Here is a 22,882-nt window from a genome sequence, read left to right on the forward strand (position 1 = left end):
TTGTCTCCCCTTAATTTTTCCAAATTATTCACCTAATTAACATATTTTCCAATTTAATTATATCACAATTAATGACTTTTGGACTATTTTGTTTACTTCATGAGAGAAGAAATTGAACTAAAACTTCTCAACTTTAATAGATTCTCTGATCAGAAAGGTAATCCTTCTATTCAATATCCGAAGTATTGTCCATCAATTCAGTTCGAACACATTTATGATATGTGTGAAACTCAAAATATGCCCTTGACTTCTATACTCTCCCGTCATATAATATTCTTTGTGTAAAATAATGCAGCTTCAGTGAAATCCTTTATGATCGTATTTTGTTCCTCTACTACTTGAGGTGTATCTTGTAACCCTCTGCTGCTAGGGCGAAGGTACATGAAAACAAAATGCACATAATTGTTATTCACAGGTGTTTTTATTTTACAACAAAATAAAAACAATAAAGGAGGAGTCATTCATGGCTCGATATACTGGCCCAAGCTGGAAATTATCTCGTCGTCTTGGAATCTCTCTAAGCGGAACGGGTAAAGAATTAGAAAAGCGTCCTTACGCTCCTGGACAACATGGTCCTAACCAACGTAAAAAAATCTCTGAATATGGTTTACAACTTCAAGAGAAGCAAAAACTTCGTCACATGTACGGAGTAACTGAGCGTCAATTCCGTAACCTATTTGACCAAGCTGGCAAATTACAAGGTAAACACGGTGAAAACTTCATGGCGCTACTTGAGTGCCGCCTGGATAACGTTGTTTATCGTTTAGGTTTAGCTCGTACTCGTCGTCAAGCACGTCAACTTGTTAACCACGGTCACGTTACAGTGAACGGATCTCGTGTAGATATCCCTTCATTCCGCGTACTACCTGGTCAAACAATCTCAGTTCGTGAAAAATCAAACAACCTTGACATCATCAAAGAAGCGATGGAAGTGAACAGCTTTGTTCCTGAATTCCTAACTTTCGATGCTGACAAATTAGAAGGTACATTCACACGCGTTCCTGAACGTTCTGAATTACCAGCTGAAATTAACGAAGCTCTTATCGTTGAGTTCTACTCTCGTTAATCTTTGTAAGAGAAACACTGTCCATTTTATGGGCAGTGTTTTTTTATGTATTTTTGCCCGTACTGAAGCGATTTTGCCTGATATATAGTTTCTTTGAAAGGATTTTCTGTCCAATGATGGATTGGGTCTTGGCTTGGGAGCAGTCACTCTAATGGTTTTACTAGTATATGAGCAGGTTTTCTACATTTATGAGCAGGTTCTCGAAAATATGAGCCGGAATATTATTTTATGAGCCGAATTCCAGAAATATAAGCCAAAATGAAAATTTTATCAAAATATCTTTATTCCCCTTCCTATTCGTCTCCCTGTATACCGATTTCGTCCTACCCTTACAATCCTACAAAAAAAAAAGCACGGTACCAGTTCCACAAAAAGAGAAACGGGTACCGCACTACTTCTATTATACGTACTGAATTCTAAAGTATTTCTTCTTACCGCGACGAATAATCGTGAATTGTCCATCAATCATGTCCTTCTCGTCAATGACATGTTGAAGATCCGTTACACGTTCCCCATTAATGTATATGGCACCATTTCCGACATCTTCCCGGGCCTGACGTTTAGATGGCGAGATTTTCGCATTGACAATCAGGTCGACTAATCCGATCGCATCTCCTTTAGGTTGTTCAAAGGATGGGACATCTTTAAATCCTTCTAAAATTTCAGAAGCGGATAACGTCTTGATTTCACCGCTGAATAAGGCTTGTGAAATGCGGATCGCTTGATCAAGCGCTTCTTCACCGTGAATGAGTTTCGTCATTTCTTCTGCTAATGTCTTTTGCGCTTTACGAAGATGAGGTTCAGTTTCAACCGATTGAGAATTAGCCTCGATCTCTTCATGAGAAAGGAATGTAAAGTATTTTAAGTATTTAACAACATCGGCATCAGCGGCGTTGATCCAGAACTGATAGAATTCGTAAGGTGACGTTTTCTTCGGATCCAGCCAAACAGCTCCACTTTCTGTTTTCCCAAATTTAGTTCCGTCCGCTTTTGTTACTAGTGGAATCGTAAACCCGAAAGCCTTCGTTTCTTCTTCATGGGTACGTCTGATCAGTTCAAGTCCTGTCGTGATATTCCCCCACTGATCACTTCCACCGATTTGAAGTTTACAATTGTAGTTGTCATACAAATGATTGAAATCCAGTGCCTGAAGGATCGTATACGTAAATTCAGTAAATGAAATGCCTGATTCAAGTCGTGTTGCGATTGTATCTTTCGCAAGCATGTAGTTCACCCCTACGTGCTTACCGAAGTCACGAAGGAAGGTGACGACATCCATTGCACCGATCCAGTCATAGTTATTCACCATCACTGCACCGTTGTTACCTTCGAAATCAAAGATGCTTTCCAACTGAGTTTTGATACAGGCTACATTATCCTGAATCGCTTCAATCGTTTGCAATTTACGTTCTTCATTTTTACCACTTGGGTCTCCGATCAAACCGGTTGCCCCTCCAACTAACACAAGGGGACGGTGTCCTTCGTTCTGGAAACGTCTTAACGTTAGAAATGGAAGCAGATGTCCGATATGCATACTGTCCGCTGTGGGGTCGATCCCACAGTAAATCGAAATGCTCTCTTTATTCAATACGTCCTTCAAGCCTTCCGCATCCGTTTGCTGATACGTGATTCCACGCCATTCCAAGTCTTTTAGTAAATCCATCTTTTTTTCCTCCTCTTTGGTAAAACGTGCAATGGTGAATACCTTAAAAGACAACAAAAAAGTCCCTGCAAATATGCAGGGACGCTCTTCGCGCGGTACCACCCAAATTAAGGAATAACATCCTTCACTCTTTGAAGATAACGGCTTCCACCGTTTGCTGCTACTAAAGGTTCACAGCAAAAGCTCCAGGATGTAATTCATCTGCCATTTGTGTCAGTTTTCAGCAACCACTGACTCTCTTGTAAACAGGGAAGGCAGACTACTCGTTCCTCTCATTGCGATCACACATTTATTTATTAAAGTAATTAAATCCGACAGAATTAGCGGATTATCATTCATTTCACTATATAAGGGTTTTACCATATTCCAAAATAATAGTCAACTAAACTCCATATAAAACTTCCTTTTGTTTGACTTTTTACGACAGCCTTCTTGTAAATATGCTATAATGGGAATGTTCTGGGGGGAATGATATATGAAGGAAAAATGGACAAAATTACTCGAAAAACTAGATCCTGCAATCAGGTTCTTTTCCAATACTAGATTTCAAAAACGAGCAAGAATTACATATGGTGTATTTTGGAACCTGTCTTTGATCCTGGTCGTAATATTCGTATTGGGATTTGCATTTGCAGGAGGAGTAGGAGCGGGATATTTCGCTTCTCTCGTTAAGGAAGAACCAATTCGTCCTTATGACCAAATGAAAAAGGACATATACAACTACGAAGAAACCTCACGTCTTTACTTCTCCGATGATGTTTATCTCGGAAAACTTCGAACAGACCTTGAACGGGAAGAAGTGAAGCTTGAAGATATCTCGAAAGATCTGCGGAATGCAGTTATTGCCACGGAAGATGAATACTTCAACGAACATAACGGCGTCGTGCCGAAAGCCATCATGCGTGCCGTACTTCAGGAATTTACGAATTCATCAACACAATCAGGTGGAAGTACACTCACTCAACAACTGATTAAAAATCAGATCCTTACGAATGAAGTTTCATTTGAGAGAAAAGCAAAGGAAATTCTCCTAGCCCTTCGCTTAGAACGTTTTTTTGATAAGGATGAAATATTGGAAGCCTATCTTAATGTCGCGACCTTAGGACGAAATTCATCAGGTCAGAACATTGCAGGTGTTCAATCTGCTGCACGGGGCATATTCGGGGTAGATGCCAAAGACCTGTCCTTACCTCAATCCGCTTTCATTGCAGGACTTCCGCAAGCTCCCTTCTCATACACACCTTTCAAGAACAATGGTGAAGTGAAGGAGAACCTGGAAGCGGGGATGAGCCGTAAAAATACGGTCCTCTACCGGATGCACCGGGAAGGATATATAACGAAGAAGCAATATGACGATGCCGTCGCTTATGACATTTCAAAGGATTTTGTCAAACCTAAGCCATCACCTCAGGAACAATATCCATGGCTGACTGCTGAACTTGAAAGCAGAGCAGTGGATATCCTTAAGAATGTACTGGCTAAGAAAGATGGATACTCAGAACAGGATCTAAAAAATAATGATGAGCTTGAAGACAAGTATCGAACTCTGGCTGACCGTAATGTTCGCCAAAGCGGCTACGAAATTCACTCTACCATTAATAAAAAGATTTATGATCAAATGCAAAAGACCAAAGATGCCTATGAAATGTACGGTCCTACGAAAACAAATACGGTAACGGACCCGGATACAGGTGAAGAAGTTGAAGTTCCGCAGCCTGTCCAGGTAGGTGCCATCATGATCGAAAATAAAACAGGTCGCATCATCAGCTTCATCGGCGGCCGTGATTTCAAAACTGAACAGATTAACCATGCCACTCAGTCACTAAGGTCAAACGGTTCGACCATGAAGCCATTGCTTGCATATGCGCCTGCACTGGAATACGGCTATATTTCACCAGGATCACCTATTCCTGATGTCGCTGTGAACATCAATGGTTGGACACCGGAAAACTATTCGTTACGTGAACGTGGGCTATTCCCTGCAAGATTTGCCCTTGCAGAGTCATTGAACATTCCTGCTGTTCGAACATATGCGAATATCTATAACAAGAATCCATTTAAAGAGTTTCTGTTGAAAATGGGCTTCACCTCCCTTTCAAGCAGATATGACAATAACCTGTCCCTTACACTTGGAGCAACGACGACGGGTGTGACAGTTGAAGAAAATGTCAATGCTTACACTACCTTTGCAAATGGAGGTAAGTTCATCGATGCTTTCATGATCGATAAGATTGTTGAAAAGGATGGAACCGTCGTCTATGAGCATAAAGTAGATCCAGTGGATGTATTCAGTCCGCAAACGGCATACTTAACGATCGATATGATGAGGGATACCCTCGATCATTCGTTAGGGACTGGACGCTACGCGAAGACCTTCTTGAATTTCAGTTCGGACTGGGCCGGAAAATCCGGAACGAGTCAGGACTATAAAGATCACTGGTTTGTTGCAACTAATCCGAGCATAACATTCGGAACATGGTTCGGTTACGACACCCCTTCTTCATTGAATACTGCTGCATCCCGTGCTCAGTATGGACATTATGGATTACGTAACATCCGTTTATGGTCTTATCTACTGAATGACACGAGAGATCTGGCGCCGGAATTGATCGACCCTGATGCACAATTCCAACAGCCCGAAGGAATTGTAAGAAGATCCTTCTGTTCCATATCCGGATTGCTTCCATCAGAAGCCTGCAGTCAGGCCGGCTTAGTGAAGAGCGATTTATTCAACGCGAAATATGTCCCAACCAAAACGGACGACAGCTTACTGATGAGCCGGTACGTAATGGTTAACGGCAAGAAATATTTAGCTTTACCTAATACACCGCAAGAATTTTCACAACCGGGTGTCATCTTAAATCCCGATTTTGTGAAAAATATCTTCGGTGCAGTTCCTGGAAATCCAGACAAACTCATTCCAGAAGGCGATGAACGATTTAAAAATGTTCTCATCGCAGAAAACAAGATTTCCGATGACGGAGCTGCTCCTGGAACCGTCAATGCTAGCGGAAATGGCAACAAGATCACTTGGACACCTTCTGCAAGCAGTGATGTAGTCGGCTACCGCGTGTACAAAACGTCAGGAGGCAAAGTCGGTAGCGTGAAGTCAGGCGCAAATTATACAGTATCGGTCGGAAATGGCGATTTCTACGTGGTTGCAGTTGATGTAGCCGGTAAAGAGTCTGCCCGTTCCAATACTGTGCAAATTGGAAAGCCTGAACCGAAACCGGAACCACCAAAGCCAAAACCTGAAAAACCAGAACCAAAACCACCAGGGGATAAACCGACTGATCCTCCACCAAAGCCAGACAAACCAGAACCGCCACCACCTGCAGACAATGGTGGTGGTGACGGCGGCGGTGACGGAGGAACTGAACCACCTACTGAACCGGATCCACCTGCTGAGCAGAACTAAATAGTGATTTTGAACGAGGGAGAGTGTTTACTTTCCCTCGTTTTTTATTTGTGGATGTGGTTATGTGATAGTGATTGGGGCGAACGGGTACGGATTTGCGGGCGGAGTGATTACATACCGATTCTGGGATTTATCTGCCAAATTTTTGATTTATCTGCCATAAATTTAGTTTATCTTCCCTTTTTTATTTTTATCTGCCATTCTACCTAAATCGACAATTTTCGCCACAACCATTCAACCCACACAACAACACCACACCCCTCCCTCAAACGAAAAAAAAACCCCCGCCAAGCGGAGGTTCTTCCATCTATTAATCTTCCATTGTGCTTAAGTCACCTGTCGGCAAGTCTAACTCCCACGCCTTCAGTACCCGTCGCATGATTTTTCCACTGCGGGTTTTTGGCAGCTTGTCGCGGAATTCGATTTCCCTAGGGGCAGCATGGGCAGCCAGCCCTTTTTTCACGAATTGGCGAATTTCTTCCTTAAGTTCATCTGTTACTTCGTATCCATCACGAAGGGAGATGAACGCTTTGATGATTTCACCACGAACAGGATCTGGCTTCCCGATCACTCCTGCCTCTGCAACGGCAGGGTGCTCTACAAGCTTACTCTCCACTTCGAAAGGTCCTACCCTTTCTCCTGATGTCATGATGACATCATCGATACGCCCCTGGAACCAGAAGTATCCATCTTCATCCATGTAGGCAGAGTCTCCGGATACATACCAATCACCCGGCATAAAGTATGAATCATACTTCTCGGGGTTATTCCAGATTTGGTTCATCATCGATGGCCAGCCTTTTTTAATGGCTAAGTTCCCCATTCGGTACGGCGGCACTTCATTCCCTTGATCATCGACGATCGCTGCCTGCACTCCAGGGAAAGGTTTCCCCATGGAGCCTGGTTTAATTTCCAAGCTTGGATAGTTACAGATTAATTGTCCACCAGTCTCGGTCATCCACCATGTATCATGGATGCGGAGGTTAAATACCTTCATTCCCCATCGTACGACTTCCGGATTCAACGGTTCACCTACGCTTAGTATATGGCGCAGTGAGCTTAAGTCAAACCGTTTCACTACTTCGTCTCCGGCACCCATTAACATCCTGAACGCCGTTGGTGCACTATACCAAACCGTTACACCGTAGTCTTCAATCGTTTTGTACCAGTTTTCCGGTTTAAAGCGTCCCCCCACAATGACATTGGAGGCACCTGTCAGCCACGGACCGAAGATTCCATAGGAAGTCCCTGTCACCCAGCCTGGATCCGCTGTACACCAATATACATCCTCTTCCTGGAGGTCGAGTACCCACTTAGACGTTTGATAATGTTGAATCATCGCATTATGGACGTGTAGTACCCCTTTAGGCTTTCCAGTCGAGCCTGAAGTATAATGAAGAATCAACCCATCATTTCGGTCCACCCATTCGACAGCCAGCTTATCACTTGCTTCCGCAAATTTAGACATAAAGTCCACATGTACATCGTCTTCTTGAATCTCTTCTCCTATTAAGAACACATGCTTTAGATTTGGAAGTTCACTGACTGGAACTCTCTTCAACAATTCTGGAGTCGTGATCAGCACCTTTGCTTCACTATCCTCTAACCGGTCACGAACCGCTCCCTCCATGAATGCTTCAAATAAAGGACCCACGATGGCTCCAAGCTTAATCGCGCCTAAGACGGAGAAATATAATTCCGGTGATCTTGGCATGAAGATAAACACACGGTCACCTTTTTCCACATCTCCAAAACGCTTTAATACATTTCCTGCTTTGTTCGACATCTTCTTCATATCAGAGTACGTATATTTTTCATCACGTTCTGCATCTCGGTAATAAAGAGCGACTTTATTTTTCCTGAAAGATACTGCGTGTCGATCAATCGCTTCGTGTGCCAGATTGACGCGACCTGTTTCCGCCCATGAAAATTCTTTTTCAGCATCCTTCCAATCGAATGACGCATAGGTCTTTTCATAGCTTTCAAGATTATAGTTTCCCTTGGTTACTGGTAACGCTTCCACTTTCATATACCGCATCCCCCTTATGTAAGAAATTACAATCTTATTATAGTATAAATTAAATATTTTCTCAATTTTTTAAAAAATCTGCCATAATGTCCGCTCTAGTGATTTTGCCTCAAACCCCTCAAGAATGCTACTCCCCATCGATATTTCAAAATAATATTCACCTCCTAAACGTCTGAAAATTTCGTGAAAGCGCTCTACATTTTTCGATTTCATGTATAATGGACTAGAGGAATATCTTTAGGTGGTGTCCAGATGAAATTGAAAAAAACCTATAATGCAACAGAATTAAAAACAGCAAAAGGCAACATCATTATTGAAGGTCCCATTTCGGCAGAGGAACTAGCGCGCCATGATTTTCATGAGGATTTGGTTGCTTTCAGACCTCCTGCCCAGCAGCATAAAGCGCTGGTTGAAATCGCTCGTTTACCAGAAGGACGTATCCTGATTGCTAGAGACAATCATACAATTGTCGGATACGTTACATACTTATATCCCGATCCTCTCGAACGGTGGTCCAAAGGGAAAATGGAGAATCTCATCGAGCTTGGGGCAATCGAGGTCATTCCTAAATTCCGCGGGGCGGCAGTCGGGAAAAATCTATTAAAAGTATCCATGATGGATGATCATATGGAAGACTTCATTGTCATTACGACCGAATATTATTGGCACTGGGATCTAAAGGGAACCGGGCTGAACGTATGGGAATATCGGAAAGTGATGGAGAAAATGATGAACGCCGGCGGGTTAGAATATTATGCTACGGATGACCCTGAAATCAGTTCCCATCCAGCCAATTGTTTAATGGCAAGAATAGGGAAACGAGTGGATGCAGATTCCATTCAACGATTCGATCAACTTCGATTTATGAATCGTTTCATGTATTAACGGATTTCTGACAGTTTTCTAAAGGGGTGGAGAACATGATTGTGGAAGAGATAATGAAAACGAAAATCGAAACACTGAAAGCAGACGATTCAATTGAATCAGCGATAAAGCTAATGAGGGAAAAAAAGATCAAGCATATACCGATTACCAATGATGAGATGGAGGTTGTTGGCATCGTGAGTGACCGGGATGTGAAGGACGGTACGCCTTCGATTTTCCATGAGGGGACAAATCCTTCCGAGTTACAAAATCCTCTGAAATTCATTATGAAGACGGAAGTGATTACCGGTCATCCACTTGATTTCGTTGAAGAAGTCGCAGCTCTCTTTTACGAGCATCATATCAGCTGCCTTCCAATCCTGAAGGAAAAGAAGCTGGTTGGCATCATCACGGAAACAGACCTTTTGTATACACTCATTCAATTAACCGGAGCACACCAGCCCGGTTCACAGATTGAAGTGAAAGTTCCCCATAAGGCAGGAATCCTCTATGAGGTAGCAGGAATCATTAGACGGAATAACTCGAATATCCAAAGTGTCCTCGTCTATCCCGATAAAAAGGATGAAATGTATAAAATCCTCGTTTTCCGTGTCAGGACGATGAACCCGATGAATGTTATCGATGACCTGAAGAAAGAAGGATATGACGTGTTATGGCCAAACATGCCAGGAATTTCATCATGACCAAAGACGCGGTCTTTATTTATTCAGACGAACTGCTAGGGTACCGGTTCTCTGATGACCATCCCTTCAATCAAACACGAATCACCCTGACGATGGACTTACTGAAAGAAGTGAATGCTCTGCAATCGGATGTAATCGTTCCACCTCGGATGGCTACAGACGAAGAGCTGTTTCTAAATCATGACCCTGCCTATGTAAACGCTGTCAAGCAAGCGAGTGTCGGCCAACTCGCTCCAGATCGGGCTGAAGGGTTTGGAATCGGGACCGAAGATACCCCTATGTTTCAAGGGATGCATGACGCCAGCGCTTATTTAGTAGGTGGTACGTTAACGGCTGTGGACTACGTTATGACGGGAAAGGCGAAGCATGCCCTCCATTTGGGAGGTGGATTACATCACGGATTCAAAGGAAAAGCATCGGGCTTCTGTATATACAATGATAGTTCAGTCGCCATTCGCTATTTACAGGAAAAGTATAATGCAAGGGTTCTTTATGTAGACACAGATGCCCATCACGGAGATGGGGTCCAGTGGTCCTTTTACGATGATCCCACTGTTTGTACCCTGTCCATTCATGAAACGGGAAGATATCTATTCCCTGGAACAGGTAATATCAATGAGCGCGGCCACGGGAAGGGCTATGGCTACTCATTTAATATCCCTCTTGATGCCTTTACAGAAGATGAATCCTGGCTCGAGGCGTATGAAACTTCCTTCAGGGAGGTCATTGAGTTCTTCAAGCCAGATGTCATTCTGACTCAAAATGGGGCGGATGCTCACTATTACGATCCACTTACCCACCTTTCTGCCACCATGAATATCTATCAGGAAATCCCCCGCATCGCTCACGAACTGGCTCATGAGTATTGCGATGGAAGATGGATTGCCGTTGGAGGTGGCGGATATGACATATGGAGAGTTGTCCCAAGGGCTTGGAGCATGATTTGGATGCAGATGACAGGACAGGGCCACCTCGCCTCCATTTTCCCAGCAAATTGGACGAACCGTTGGCAGAGCAAAGCGGGTATCACCCTGCCAACAGAATGGATGGATGCACCGGACATCTACAAGCCTATTCCGAGAAAAGGGGAAATCACGGAAAAGAACAAGCAAACCGTTGAGAAAGCCCTTTATTCCATACGTCAGCAATTGAGACAAAAGCCGTCAAGCTAATGCAAGACTTACAAATTTACAGTAGAAAAGAAAGAATGATAGAATGAGTGAGTGACAAGCCCATGGCATCTACATGTCATGGGCTTGTCACTTACTTTTTGATTAAATTTACCTTTCAATTTGTTTACATAGCTTTCTATTAAAGGAAAATGTGCTAAACTCCTCCATAATCTTCTAAGAAAAAGGATGTGTGAGGCAATGAAGAAATATTTGCCGATTTTTATAACTGTATTACTTATACTTGGAGCCTGTGCAGACAAGACTTTGACAAATGAAAAAGAAGCAACGTCTTCAGATCAGGACAAATCAACAACGGAAACGAAACAAGAAAAGGACAAGGAAACAGAAAGCAAAGAACAGCGTAAACAGCCTTATAAACCGCTCGAACCATCTGAAGATGCCGTATCACTAAAGGAAACCTTGACTAAAGAAGATCAGCCTGATAAAGATGGTCAGGACGGGGAACCTCAACGGACGGTACCTCTGGGTGAGACGCTGGCAAACGGGATGGACGACCCTTCCGATGGGCCATTAAAGGATCATCGTCTGGTGACCTACTATGGTACGCCCGTGTCTGAACATATGGGGATTCTTGGAAAGCTTGAACCTGAGGAGTACATAAAGAAGTTGAAAGAGCAAACACAGGTCTATTCCGACCTTGACCCGGAAAGGCCCGCGGTACCTACAATTGAATTGATTACGACCATGGCTCAGAATGCGCCTGGCAAGGATGGAGATTATGTGCGGATGACGGCTGAGGAGAATATTGAAACGTATGTGGAGCTTGCGGAGAAGCATGACGCCCTAGTATTGCTTGATATTCAACTCGGAACGGATACGGTCATGAACCAGGTGCAAATGATTGAAAAATGGCTGAAACACCCGAATGTTAACTTGGCAATCGATACGGAATTCCACGTAGCAGAAGGTGAAAAGCCAGGAGAAGATCTCGGGCAAGTGGATGGCAGGGACATTCAGGAGGCAGTCGAGTATCTATCAGAGCTTACGGAAAAAAATAACCTCCCGGATAAATTGGTGCTTGTTCACCAATTCACCGGCCCCGTACTGACGCATAAAGATGCGATTGAACCGACTGACAACGTTGAAGTCGCCATAAACTTTGACGGCTGGGGAGCAGCTGCGGACAAGCAGGCACTGTACCGGAAGTATATACGGGATGAACCGCATCAATATGGTGCCTTCAAAATCTTCTATGATAAAGATGAGCCAGTCATGAAACCGGAAGACGTGTTGAAAATGGACCCGAGTCCTGCCGTCATCAACTATCAATGATATGAAAGACCCTCAGGCGGTTGTCTGGAGGGTCTTTCTTATGTAAAAAGATAAAACCACAGAATTCAACATGCAATTATTGTCCAGGTTCCCACATTCATAGGAGAACCCCGCGCGCACAAAAAAAGCAAGGACCCTTTCAATCAAGAAGTCCTTGCTTTTTATTGTTCTTCATACGCAGGATCCGTTATAATCACTTCAACCCGCCTGTTTCTTTGAAGATTTTCCCCCGTGTCATTCGGGGCAATGGGGCGTGTGTCTCCATATCCGACGGCAATGAACCGCTTCGGATCTAAGTTCTCGGTTTTTATCAAGTACCGAATAACACTGCTTGCCCTCGCAGAGGAGAGCTCCCAGTTGGACGGAAACTGATATGTATTGATCGGACGATTGTCTGTATGTCCTTCTACCTTCACAAAGTTCGGGATCCTAGATAGTAGGTCACCTACTTTATTCAAAAACGGATAGGCGTCCTGTAGGACTGTTGCTTCTCCAGATGCAAAAAGCGCCTGTTCCTGAAGTACGAGAACGACACCCCGTTCGGTTCTCGTTGCCACGACCACTTCATTTAATTTATTTTCATTCAAATAGCTCTGTATATCTGCTAATAACTGGCTTAAATTCTGATTCTTCCCTTGAGGACTTGCATCATTCGTTTCCAATTCGGGTTCCGCGGACGGATTCTCAAGCGGAATCACAGATGGATAAAATTCAAGGATTTGCCGTTGCTGAAAGGAATCTGCAATGGTTCTGAATTTCACGATATCGATTTGAGACATAGAGAATAATAGGATAAAGAATACGAGAATCAGTGTGATAAGATCAGAAAATGTAACCATCCATTTAGGAGCACCTGAAGGTTGAGATTCTTTTCTTGGTCTACGCTTCATCTAGGGTTGCCCCCTCTTGCTCCTTAACCGAATACATCTGTAATTCCTCATTGGATAAGAAAACCCTTAGCTTCTCTTCTAATATCCTCGGATTTTGACCCGATTGCACCCCCACAACACCTTCGATCACGATTTGTTTCATAAACACTTCTTTCTCTGTTTTCATCGCAAGTTTGGATGCCATTGGCAAGAATACAAGATTTGCAAGCAAGACCCCATAAAGGGTCGTTAATAACGCAATGGCCATATTAGGACCTAATGATGCGGGATCATTTAAGTTTTTCAACATCAGAACAAGACCGATCAGGGTCCCGATCATCCCCCATGCAGGTGCATACTCCCCTGCCTTGTCCAATAAGCTCTTATTTTTACGGTGTCGCTCTTCTAAAGCGATGATTTCAGCATTCATAATATCGACAATCACGTCTTGCTCAATTCCGTCCACAGCCAGAAAGACGCCTTTTCGGATAAATGGATCCTCGACTGCTTCCACTTCTGCCTCGAGTGAGAGAAGGCCTTCACGCCTTGCTTTTTCTGATAAGGTGACAAATGTCCGGATTAGACCGTGAAGATCATATTCTTCATCACGAAAGGATTCTTTCATCACTTTACCCAACTGCTTTAATTCTTTGATAGAGAAGCTGACCAACATGGCCCCAAATAATCCTCCGATTACGACGAAGATCGATGGTAAATCGATGAAGGAACTGAAGCCCGTGATGCCAGCATTCGTAATAATAGCGAAGGATACGAATAGAACCCCTACTAAAACCCCAATTGGTGTAAGAACATCAAGCTTTTTCATTTTGACTCTCCCTACAAAAATAAGTTCTGTTTGTCTTTATCTTTAGTATCGACAAATTCCTTACTTTGTTGAGTTCCTGTGTTCCAATCTATGCGGAAGAACAACAGTGGATTCTTCAACCGTTTCTTTGTTCATATATTTCGTCAATAATCTCATGGCCACTGCTCCGATATCATATAAAGGCTGAACAACAGAAGTCAGCTGAGGTCTAACCATCAATGCCAGTCTTGTGTTGTCGAAGCTGATGACTTCAACATCATCAGGGATGGATACATTTTGGTCCTGAGCACCATGAACGACACCAAGGGCCGTTTCATCGTTTCCAACAAATATAGCTGTCGGTTTGTCATCAAGCTCAGTAAACTTCTGCCATGCTTCCAGTCCTGAATCATATGTGTAGTCGCCTTCAATGACTAAATCGTCACTATATTCCACACCTGCTTTAGCAAGCGCTTCTCGATATCCTTCAAGTTTAAACTTCATATTAATCGTATCGTGGAACGGACCACTTACAAAACCTATGCGCTTATGCCCTTTTTCCAGTAGCTCGGAAACCGCATCAAATGAAGCCGCCTTGTAATCGATGTTAACAGAAGGAACTTTATTCGTTTCTTCCACAGCACCGGCAAGTACGATTGGGACAGGAGAACGTTCAAACTCCTGGACATGCTCTTCGGAAATATGGCCACCAAGGAACAGGATTCCATCCACTTGTTTCCCAAGCATTGTATTCAGAAGATGAAGCTCTTTCTCAGCATTTTGATCCGAGTTGCTAAGAATGATATTGTATTTATACATTGTGGCGATATCTTCAATTCCTCGTGCCAGCTCCGCATAGAAGATATTTGAGATATCAGGGATGATAACCCCTACCGTCGTTGTTTTCTTACTAGCCAATCCTCTGGCTACAGCATTAGGACGATACCCAAGACGTTCAATGACCTCAAGTACCTTCTTTCTTGTTGCTGGCTTCACATTCGGGTTACCGTTGACTACACGGGAGACTGTTGCCATGGAAACATTGGCTTCTCTGGCTACATCATATATTGTTATGTTCATTGCTTACACTCCTTTACTCTTCTACTCATTTATCTTATTTTACACCAAATTAACCTAAAGAAAAAAGCGATTACAATAGTTTGTTAAAAAATGCACATATTTATGTTCTACTCAGTGTTTTTTCAATGTATATAGGTTATTTATCTGCAATTACGTAGATAATCATACGATAGTCTTTATTTTCGTGCAATGACAGGGTATTCATATCAACAAAAAGATTATTATAGCACACAATGACGTGGTTGATGGGAAAGAATACGGGATGGGTGTGGAACATTTATGGAAAGAGGACTGGCGGAGGAGACGTTTCGCCGTTATTTTTGAAATTCCGCCGATAAAATCAGGATATCGCCGTTATAATTGAATTTTCGCCGTTAAATCCAGAATTTCGCCGTTATAATGGTTTTCCCGCAATTATCCCCGATAGTTGCACTCAGTTCTCCTACCCGGGCGGTTGCATCTTTTCTTAGAAATACTCCTTCATTTGACCCAAAAAAAGCTGAATCCTCATTATAAGGATTCAGCCCTTCTCTTATATCATACCATTACACTTCAATCGTTCTGCCTTTTAATACTTCCTTGTAGAAATGATCAAATTGATCTAAATCCATTTGCTGAGCGGAATCGGATAAGGCAACGGCTGGATCAGGATGAACCTCGGCCATTACTCCATCTGCCCCGATGGCTAATGCTGCTTTTGCAGCTGGAAGCAGTAGATCTCTACGTCCTGTAGAGTGTGTAACATCCACGAATACCGGTAGATGCGTCTCTTGCTTAAGGATAGGGACAGCTGAAATGTCCAATGTGTTTCTTGTCGCTTTTTCGTACGTACGAATTCCTCGTTCACAAAGGATGATGTCTCCATTCCCTTGCGAAATGATGTATTCGGCAGCATTGATGAACTCATCAATCGTTGCAGCTAAGCCACGTTTAAGTAAAACGGGTTTCTTCACTGCTCCTGCTGCTTTTAATAGTTCAAAGTTTTGCATATTTCTTGCACCGATTTGGATGACATCAATGTATTCCACTGCATGTTCGATGTCGGCAGGATTCACGATTTCACTCACGACGGCTAAATCATATTCATCCGCCACTTTTTTAAGAATCTTTAATCCTTCAATTCCTAAGCCTTGGAAGTCATAAGGTGACGTTCTTGGTTTGAATGCTCCGCCACGAAGTAACTTAAGTCCTTTCGCTTTAACAGCTTTCGCCACTTCCGCTACTTGCTCATATGATTCAACGGCACATGGGCCGAAGATGAAATGAGGTTTACCGTCTCCGATTGAATCTCCGTTAATATTTACAATCGTATCATCCGGCTTCTTTTTACGGGAAACGAGTAATGCTTTACGGTGATCGTCTTTTTGTAACTCCAAGCCTGCTTTAAAGATCTCTTTAAAAATATGTTCAATGGTTGAGTGTTCAAATGGACCATTGTTATTTTCTTTAATTAGATCGAGCATTCCTCTTTCGCGAACAGGATCATAGCGGTATACCCCTTGAGTTTCCTTGACACGCCCGATTTCTTGAACTAGTTTAGCACGTTCATTAATGGTGTCTAATAGTTTTAAGTTCATTTCGTCTACTTGTTTTCGTAATTGATCGAGCTCTTGATTACTCACGATACAGCACCCTTTCTTTTTTTCCTGTTCATACGTAAAAACTGTTATAGTTTTAAGAAAGTATGATACATTTTTGATATTGAAACTCATTATAATAGAACATATCTAAAATGTCACGAAAAACTTCTTTATTAGTTAAACGCTTTTAAGCGCTAAAGTATTTTGTATAGTATGAGAATAGGCTAAAGTGGGTGTACAGTAATTGAAAAATAATCATAAAATCTTTGCATTAGACATCGGAACTCGGTCGGTCGTTGGAATTATTTTAGAAGAAATAGACGGAACATTTCAAGTTTCAGACATTTTAATAGAAGAGCATAAGAAGAGAGCCATGTTAGATGGCCAAATCCATGATGTACCTGCTGTATCCCAGGTGATATCCTCCATTAAAGGACAATTGGAAAGAAGACATGGTCCCCTTCACAAGGTATGTGTCGCCGCTGCAGGGAGAGCCCTTAAGACCGAAACGTCCCTTTCTACGGTAAATATCAAAGGGAAACCCCTTCTTCAGAAAAACGATATCCTCCATTTAGAGTTAAGTGCTGTACAGCAGGCTCAAGCGCTTGCCGCAGAACAGGAGAATGACACGAAGAGTTATCATTATTACTGCGTCGGCTATTCTGTTCTCTATTATCGCTTGGATGGGGAAGAGATTGGGAGTCTGATCGATCAGCAGGGGGACGAAGCAAGTGTCGAGATCATCGCCACCTTTCTTCCAAGGGTCGTGGTGGAATCTTTGATTGCGGCTCTGACTCGTGCTGACCTTGAAATGGAGGCCCTTACTCTGGAACCTATCGCTGCCATCAACGTGTTGATTCCTGAGTCCATGAGACGCCTCAATGTAGCTCTCGTCGACATCGGGGCAGGGACCTCAGACATTGCCATCACCAATAAGGGGACTGTCATTGCCTACGGGATGGTCCCAACAGCAGGGGACGAGATAACAGAAGCCATCAGCAACGAATTATTACTAGACTTTCCATTAGCAGAACAAGCCAAGAGGGAACTTCAGACAGAAGGAGATATTACGGTTACCGATATCCTTGGATTTGAAACGATTATCCCTTCACATGAAGTGATTGAGAAAGTCATGCCAGCTGTCTCTCGGCTATCCGGCGAAATTTCAAAAGAGATTCTTCGCTTAAACAACGGAAAGCCTCCCCAAGCTGTCATGCTCGTAGGGGGTGGTAGTTTGACCCCTGAACTGCCTGGACAATTGGCCTCATCCTTACACCTTCCTCCTAATCGGGTGGCTGTAAGAGGCGTAGAGGCGATTCAGAATATCACCATATCCGATGAGATAACCAAGGGACCAGAGCTTGTTACACCGATCGGCATTGCAATCGCAGCGAAACAGACACCTGTCCAATACATCACGTCCTATGTTAACGGGCAGCCGGTCCGATTATTCGAAGTTAAGGATTTAACCGTTGGGGATTGCATCCTGGCTGCAGGATTAAAGGTAAGTAAATGGCATGGCATACCAGGGGTCGGATTGTTTGTTTCTGTCAATGGCCAGGACATTTCCTTACCCGGAGGCCATGGTCAGCCACCAATCATAGAAAAGAATGGATATCAGGCCGCACTGGACGAAGTGATTAAGAATAACGATCACATATCGGTACTGAAAGGAAATGACGGCGGTCCACCACAAGTAATAATCGGGGACTTAGTAGACAGCTCCTCTTCTAAGGAGATTGTGGTAGACGGAAAAACCTATACACTAACTCCACACGTCTACCGAAACAATATGCGAGTATCGTTGGATGAGATCATTCAAGATCGTGATTCCATTCGGATCGAATTCGTCGATACACTCCTGGACGGGTTAACCTATCTAGGATACGATAACTGGATTGAGAATACGAAGCCATACCGTATCTCCATCAATGGCAAGGATACCTTCTTTCCAAGCTTTAGTGGAAAGCTATTCCTAAACGGAGTAGAGGCGAAACTTTCTTCTAAGATTCAACAGGGTGATGCTGTTTCATTCAAATCGGCTCATACTCCAACCATAAATGAGATACTCATCAAGAAACAGCTCGTTCCTGGATCCAGCATTCATATCACGTTTAACGGCAAGGAGATCGAGCTGAAAAAAGACAGCACTCGGATCCTTCGAAATGGGATAAGACTCGAAATGGATGATCCCGTATTTCCAGGTGATTCTATTGAAATGGAAGAACAGCCGATGAGCGGGTTTATTTTTCAAGACTTATTTAACGCCGTGGAAATCAGCATGCCTTCCCATTCGAATGGTCATTTCGTTCTTTTGAAAAATGGCGTTGAAACGACCTTTTATGAAGAAGTCCAACAGGGAGATACTCTGGAAATCGTCTGGCCTCAGTCTTCTCACTAATTGATAGATGAGTAGGTAAAGGTGAAGAAGTATGAAGCTAACGATTCTTTAGAAAGGTAGATAGCTTCTTCTAGTTATTCGATGTGAATGAAAATTTCCATTTTATTACATGAAACAATAAAAGATGCCTGTGATTCCGAATGAGTCACAGGCATCTTTTTCATATTAATCATGATTCGCAACCAGCTGTTTGGCGATTGCCCTAGTTGGTTACATTATGATCCCACTTGACCTGGTATAGTGCTCGAACGGTCCGTAGGGTGAATGTTTTGCTCGTCTGATGAAGTAGAGCTTGTTGAAGGCTGTGACTGGGTTGAGCCATTCGTCACTTCTTCTCCGGCTTCGCGCACTTTCCCACCAATATCCTTCAATTCTTCTGCTGCTTCTTTCGTGGATGCAATCATATCAGAAGAGTCTTCCTTCACTTGATTCACTTGGCCCACTACATCATCATTTACTTTTTCATAAAGACTCTGTGCATCGTTTATGGCATCCTTTAATACGGTAGATGCCGTTTTAAGGCGATCCTGCCAGTCGTTCACAACACCAGATGGGTTCTCTTTCACTTTTGCAACCATTCCCATCGTAGAATCCTTCATGTCCGATGTTCTCGATGTTACATTTGTTCTCGTTGTTTTATCGAGCATTGCGAGGGCACCGCCTACGACTGCTCCCACCACCATGCCTTTAAGTAACTTTCCGTTCTTCCCTTCGTTAGTGGTATTTCTAGTTTGAGTTTTATAAGGTACAGGCTGTGTCATAAATCGTTCCTCCTACTATCCATTTAATGAATTTTTATTCTTATAGAATAGGTTCCCTGTTAGAGAGAAAATAAACGCATGGGAGGAAATTACCAATTTTTATAGAATTTTTTTGAAGCCATAAAAAAAGAACTCTGCTGGAACAGAGTTCGATTATCCTACAATTTATTTAATGCATTCTCCGTTATGTTCCAATGTGAAGCATTCCAGCCTGGTTTACCTTCAATAAATAAGAAGGCTTGTGGCGATTCATGTTTGATGCCGTATTTCTCGCCAATATGTTTGGATAGCTCCCTTGATTCTTGAACCGCTAAATAATAGCCATCCTCCTCACTCTTGTTTAAGAATGACTGATACTCATTAAATGCGTTAGAACTTACAGGACATGTGAGACTGTGCTTCATGAAGAAGAAGCGAGAATTCGTTTCGGAAAGCTGTTCAAATTCTTGAACGGTATCGATCTTTTGCATGTATTTCTTACACCCTTTCATTCGATGTTCTTTATAAGCGTATGAGAGACAATGTCTCGTAACTGGGTCCACTAAAAAAACGGTGAAGTCATCATATCACTTCACCGCCTTCGGAATCAATTATTATTGTTTGTATGTTTTTTCAGTTTCATCAAATGCCTTTTTTGTATCTTCGAGCTTTTGATTCACATCTTCTGTTTCTTCGATGGAAGTTGTGTCCCCTACAGAAACAGCTTGCAGCTCATCATTCGTATCTTCAAGCTCGTTAGTGTTAGAACGGTATGTTTTCAGCTTGCCAACCACATTGTTGGATTGCTCTTGGACAGATTTTGTAAGGGCAGAAGATTTTTCTTTCGCCACAGCTGCCAATTCATTGCTCTTTTCTACAGCTGAGTCTTTCCACTGACCTGTCTTTTCCTTAATAACGACAGCCTGTTCGTTAATATCATGACGAAGGTCCTTACCTGATTTAGGAGCGAGTAGAAGTGCTGATGCTGCTCCTACGATTCCTCCGATCAATGTTCCGATCATGAAATCCTTTGAGTTAATGTTGTTGCTGTCGTTTGCCTGGTTCTGGTTCTGGTTTTGGTTCTGATTGTACTGTTGAGTCATGTTAAAATTCCCCTCTCTAATTGTTATAAGATCTTGCTCTTTTAACTAATTTTTCTCGAGATCGAACTTCTTTAGGTGTATGGTTTTGAACAGCTACATCAGCAACATCAGGTTGAGTTGGCTGTTTTTCCTGTTTTTGTTTCCATTTGTCCTTTAACTCAATAAAGGCATTTCCCCACTGAACCACCTGGGAGATCTTCCCTTGGTTGCGTTCCAGTTCAGTTGAAATGGATGTACTTACCTTTTTCACTGAGTTATTAAGGTTTTGAATGGAACTACCCACATCTCTTACTGCATAAACAACAGTGTTCAGATCCTCAGACTTCTTCTGGATATCCTCAGCTAATAGATTTGTTTTATGTAGTAATTCTGTAGACTCTTTTGTTACTCCTTGCAGTTGACTCTCAAGGCCGGTTAATGTAGTTGAAACACTGTCTAACGTAGAGCCAAGAGATTTCAAGGTCTTCATCACACTTAAGACTAAAATAAAAAATGCAACTGCTATGACAGCTACGCTTAGATAAAGAATGATTTCCATATGCTACACCTCCATGTCATGTATAGAAATTCTTTACCCTTATGATTAACAAATAAACATTATACTAGTATTTCTTCCTTTCTAAACTATTCTCCTGCATGAAAAATAAATATTTTTCATGTTTTATCATTTCTCATTTTCTATCTCTCATCCATTTATGTTTTAGGGTACAATAAAATAGAACAACTAAAAGGGGGAAATTCAAATGAAAGATCCACGTATTGAAAAATTGGCGAAGAATTTAATTCAGTATTCTGTGCAATTACAGCCGGGGGAAAAAGTTCTAATCGAAAACTTCGGGCTGCAGCGGGAACTAGTGACAGCACTCGTTAAAGAAGCCTATGCAGCTGGCGGATATCCTTTCGTGTCCATTAAAGATCACGCCGTCGACCGTGCATTATTGATGGGGGCGCAGGATGAACAATACAATATGATCGCAGGCTTCGAGGCGAATGTCATGGAGCAGATGGATGCATATATCGGTTTACGCTCAGGTGATAATATTAGTGAGCAATCGGATGTACCAGATGACAAGATGAAGATCCACGGAAATACGATTGGTAAAAAAGTACATAGAGAAATACGCGTTCCTAAGAAAAAGTGGGTCGTGCTACGCTATCCTACTTCATCGATGGCACAGCTTGCCAATATGAGTACAGAAGGATTCGAAGACTTCTACTTCAATGTTTGCAACCTGGACTACAGTAAAATGGACAAAGCAATGGACAACCTGGTTGACCTCATGAACAACACAGATAAAGTCCGCTTGGTCGGTGAAGGGACGGACCTTTCCTTCTCCATCAAGGACATCCCTGCAGTGAAATGTGCTGGACGCTTAAACATTCCTGATGGCGAAGTGTATAGTGCACCTGTGAAGGATTCGGTAAATGGAATCATTTCTTACAATACACCGTCTCCATATAATGGATTTACATTTGAAAACGTGAAATTGACGTTCAAAGAAGGAAAAATCGTTGAAGCAACGGCCAATGATACCGATCGAATCAATAAGATCTTCGATACGGATGAAGGAGCAAGATACGTAGGGGAATTCGCAATTGGCGTGAACCCATACATTCAGCATCCGATGCAGGACATCCTCTTTGACGAGAAGATCGACGGCAGCTTCCACTTTACACCGGGTGAATGCTATGAAGAGGCGTATAACGGAAACCACTCGAACATTCACTGGGACATGGTGATGATCCAGCGCCCAGAGTATGGCGGCGGAGAAATCTATTTCGATGATGTACTGATTCGAAAAGACGGAAGATTTGTGGTTGAAGAGCTTGACGTGCTGAATCCTGAGAATCTGAAATAAATGTGTTGGAGCCACTGTCATGAGTTATGGCGGTGGTTTTTATGTGTATGAGTGGAGAATGTATGGTGGGTGCTTGTTGAACTTTCTCTGTTATGGCCGCTGAAATTTGACGATTATTTACCTGTATTTTTGACTGTTGAAATTATACGTTTATTCTCCTGTTGAATTATTTGCTTATTTTACCTGTTAAATTCCAACTCTTATTCTCCTGTTAAATCATCCCTCTATTTCACCTG

At 42.6% G+C, this 22,882-nt stretch carries 18 protein-coding genes and 1 other annotated feature; of the genes, 8 read left to right on the forward strand and 10 right to left on the reverse strand.

All coding sequences use genetic code 11. The annotated features are described in order from the left end of the window. Positions 1 to 463 precede the first annotated feature (463 nt). Entirely contained in the window at positions 464 to 1,066 is a 603-nt protein-coding gene (gene rpsD, locus FGG79_RS12130) for a 30S ribosomal protein S4 (protein WP_138778639.1), read from the forward strand. A gap of 400 nt (positions 1,067 to 1,466) precedes the next feature. Here rpsD and tyrS read toward each other — a convergent pair whose 3' ends face one another. Continuing rightward, complete coding sequence (gene tyrS / locus FGG79_RS12135) at positions 1,467 to 2,729, reverse strand: tyrosine--tRNA ligase (protein WP_138778641.1); 1,263 nt, start codon at positions 2,727 to 2,729, stop codon at positions 1,467 to 1,469. 74 nt (positions 2,730 to 2,803) lie between these two features. Beyond that, positions 2,804 to 3,014, reverse strand: a binding site (T-box leader). Between the two features lie 190 nt (positions 3,015 to 3,204). Here tyrS and FGG79_RS12140 point away from each other — a divergent pair. Further along, a complete protein-coding gene (locus tag FGG79_RS12140) occupies positions 3,205 to 6,147 on the forward strand; it encodes a transglycosylase domain-containing protein (RefSeq protein ID WP_138778643.1) in 2,943 nt (980 codons plus the stop codon). A 310-nt stretch (positions 6,148 to 6,457) separates the two neighbouring features. Here the strand turns inward: FGG79_RS12140 and acsA are convergent, their stop codons facing one another. Further along, positions 6,458 to 8,176, reverse strand: a complete 1,719-nt coding sequence (acsA, locus tag FGG79_RS12145; RefSeq protein WP_138778645.1) for an acetate--CoA ligase — start codon at positions 8,174 to 8,176, stop codon at positions 6,458 to 6,460. 252 nt (positions 8,177 to 8,428) lie between these two features. Here acsA and FGG79_RS12150 point away from each other — a divergent pair, with 252 nt between their 5' ends. The 4 genes from FGG79_RS12150 (at position 8,429) to FGG79_RS12165 (ending at position 12,209) form a co-directional block, all read left to right on the forward strand. Next, positions 8,429 to 9,061: a GNAT family N-acetyltransferase gene (locus FGG79_RS12150; protein ID WP_138778647.1), complete on the forward strand. Its 633-nt coding sequence runs from the start codon at positions 8,429 to 8,431 to the stop codon at positions 9,059 to 9,061. A gap of 35 nt (positions 9,062 to 9,096) precedes the next feature. Next, positions 9,097 to 9,744, forward strand: coding sequence for an acetoin utilization AcuB family protein (locus FGG79_RS12155; protein ID WP_138778649.1), 648 nt, complete (start codon positions 9,097 to 9,099; stop codon positions 9,742 to 9,744). Further along, positions 9,741 to 10,916: an acetoin utilization protein AcuC gene (locus tag FGG79_RS12160; RefSeq protein WP_138778880.1), complete on the forward strand. Its 1,176-nt coding sequence runs from the start codon at positions 9,741 to 9,743 to the stop codon at positions 10,914 to 10,916. The genes FGG79_RS12155 and FGG79_RS12160 overlap by 4 nt, the downstream gene beginning before the upstream one ends. A gap of 198 nt (positions 10,917 to 11,114) precedes the next feature. Continuing rightward, the gene (locus FGG79_RS12165) at positions 11,115 to 12,209 is read left to right on the forward strand and encodes a hypothetical protein (RefSeq protein ID WP_138778651.1); all 1,095 of its coding nucleotides are present in this window, start codon (positions 11,115 to 11,117) and stop codon (positions 12,207 to 12,209) included. Positions 12,210 to 12,370: 161 nt separating this feature from the next. On the opposite strand, the gene motS is transcribed toward FGG79_RS12165, so the two are convergent. From motS to FGG79_RS12185, 4 genes are all read right to left on the reverse strand, one after another. After that, entirely contained in the window at positions 12,371 to 13,099 is a 729-nt protein-coding gene (gene motS, locus FGG79_RS12170; RefSeq protein ID WP_138778653.1) for a flagellar motor protein MotS, read from the reverse strand. Further along, positions 13,089 to 13,904: a flagellar motor protein MotP gene (motP, locus tag FGG79_RS12175; protein ID WP_138778655.1), complete on the reverse strand. Its 816-nt coding sequence runs from the start codon at positions 13,902 to 13,904 to the stop codon at positions 13,089 to 13,091. Before motP ends, motS begins: the two co-directional genes overlap by 11 nt. Before the next feature lie 60 nt (positions 13,905 to 13,964). Further along, positions 13,965 to 14,963 carry a catabolite control protein A gene (gene ccpA, locus FGG79_RS12180; RefSeq protein WP_138778656.1) on the reverse strand — a complete coding sequence of 333 codons (999 nt, stop codon included), beginning with the start codon at positions 14,961 to 14,963 and terminating at the stop codon, positions 13,965 to 13,967. 545 nt (positions 14,964 to 15,508) lie between these two features. Next, on the reverse strand, positions 15,509 to 16,585 hold the full coding sequence (locus tag FGG79_RS12185) for a bifunctional 3-deoxy-7-phosphoheptulonate synthase/chorismate mutase (protein WP_138778658.1): 1,077 nt from the start codon (positions 16,583 to 16,585) through the stop codon (positions 15,509 to 15,511). 202 nt (positions 16,586 to 16,787) lie between these two features. Here FGG79_RS12185 and FGG79_RS12190 point away from each other — a divergent pair, with 202 nt between their 5' ends. Then, on the forward strand, positions 16,788 to 18,944 hold the full coding sequence (locus FGG79_RS12190; RefSeq protein ID WP_138778660.1) for a cell division protein FtsA: 2,157 nt from the start codon (positions 16,788 to 16,790) through the stop codon (positions 18,942 to 18,944). A 215-nt stretch (positions 18,945 to 19,159) separates the two neighbouring features. Here FGG79_RS12190 and FGG79_RS12195 read toward each other — a convergent pair whose 3' ends face one another. The 4 genes from FGG79_RS12195 to FGG79_RS12210 all read right to left on the reverse strand — a co-directional run bounded on the left by FGG79_RS12195 (position 19,160) and on the right by FGG79_RS12210 (position 21,325). Then, positions 19,160 to 19,705, reverse strand: coding sequence for a YtxH domain-containing protein (locus FGG79_RS12195; protein ID WP_138778662.1), 546 nt, complete (start codon positions 19,703 to 19,705; stop codon positions 19,160 to 19,162). 158 nt (positions 19,706 to 19,863) lie between these two features. Beyond that, complete coding sequence (gene ytxJ / locus FGG79_RS12200; RefSeq protein WP_138778663.1) at positions 19,864 to 20,175, reverse strand: bacillithiol system redox-active protein YtxJ; 312 nt, start codon at positions 20,173 to 20,175, stop codon at positions 19,864 to 19,866. Between the two features lie 123 nt (positions 20,176 to 20,298). Next, complete coding sequence (locus tag FGG79_RS12205; protein ID WP_138778666.1) at positions 20,299 to 20,787, reverse strand: YtxH domain-containing protein; 489 nt, start codon at positions 20,785 to 20,787, stop codon at positions 20,299 to 20,301. Between the two features lie 16 nt (positions 20,788 to 20,803). Beyond that, positions 20,804 to 21,325, reverse strand: a complete 522-nt coding sequence (locus tag FGG79_RS12210; protein ID WP_138778668.1) for a DUF948 domain-containing protein — start codon at positions 21,323 to 21,325, stop codon at positions 20,804 to 20,806. 205 nt (positions 21,326 to 21,530) lie between these two features. On the opposite strand from FGG79_RS12210, the gene FGG79_RS12215 reads away from it, so the two are divergent. After that, complete coding sequence (locus tag FGG79_RS12215; RefSeq protein ID WP_138778670.1) at positions 21,531 to 22,646, forward strand: aminopeptidase; 1,116 nt, start codon at positions 21,531 to 21,533, stop codon at positions 22,644 to 22,646. The last annotated feature ends 236 nt before the right edge of the window (positions 22,647 to 22,882 follow it).

Origin of the sequence: Bacillus sp. BHET2 (assembly GCF_005938125.1) — a bacterium.
Lineage (GTDB): Bacteria > Bacillota > Bacilli > Bacillales > Bacillaceae_B > Rossellomorea.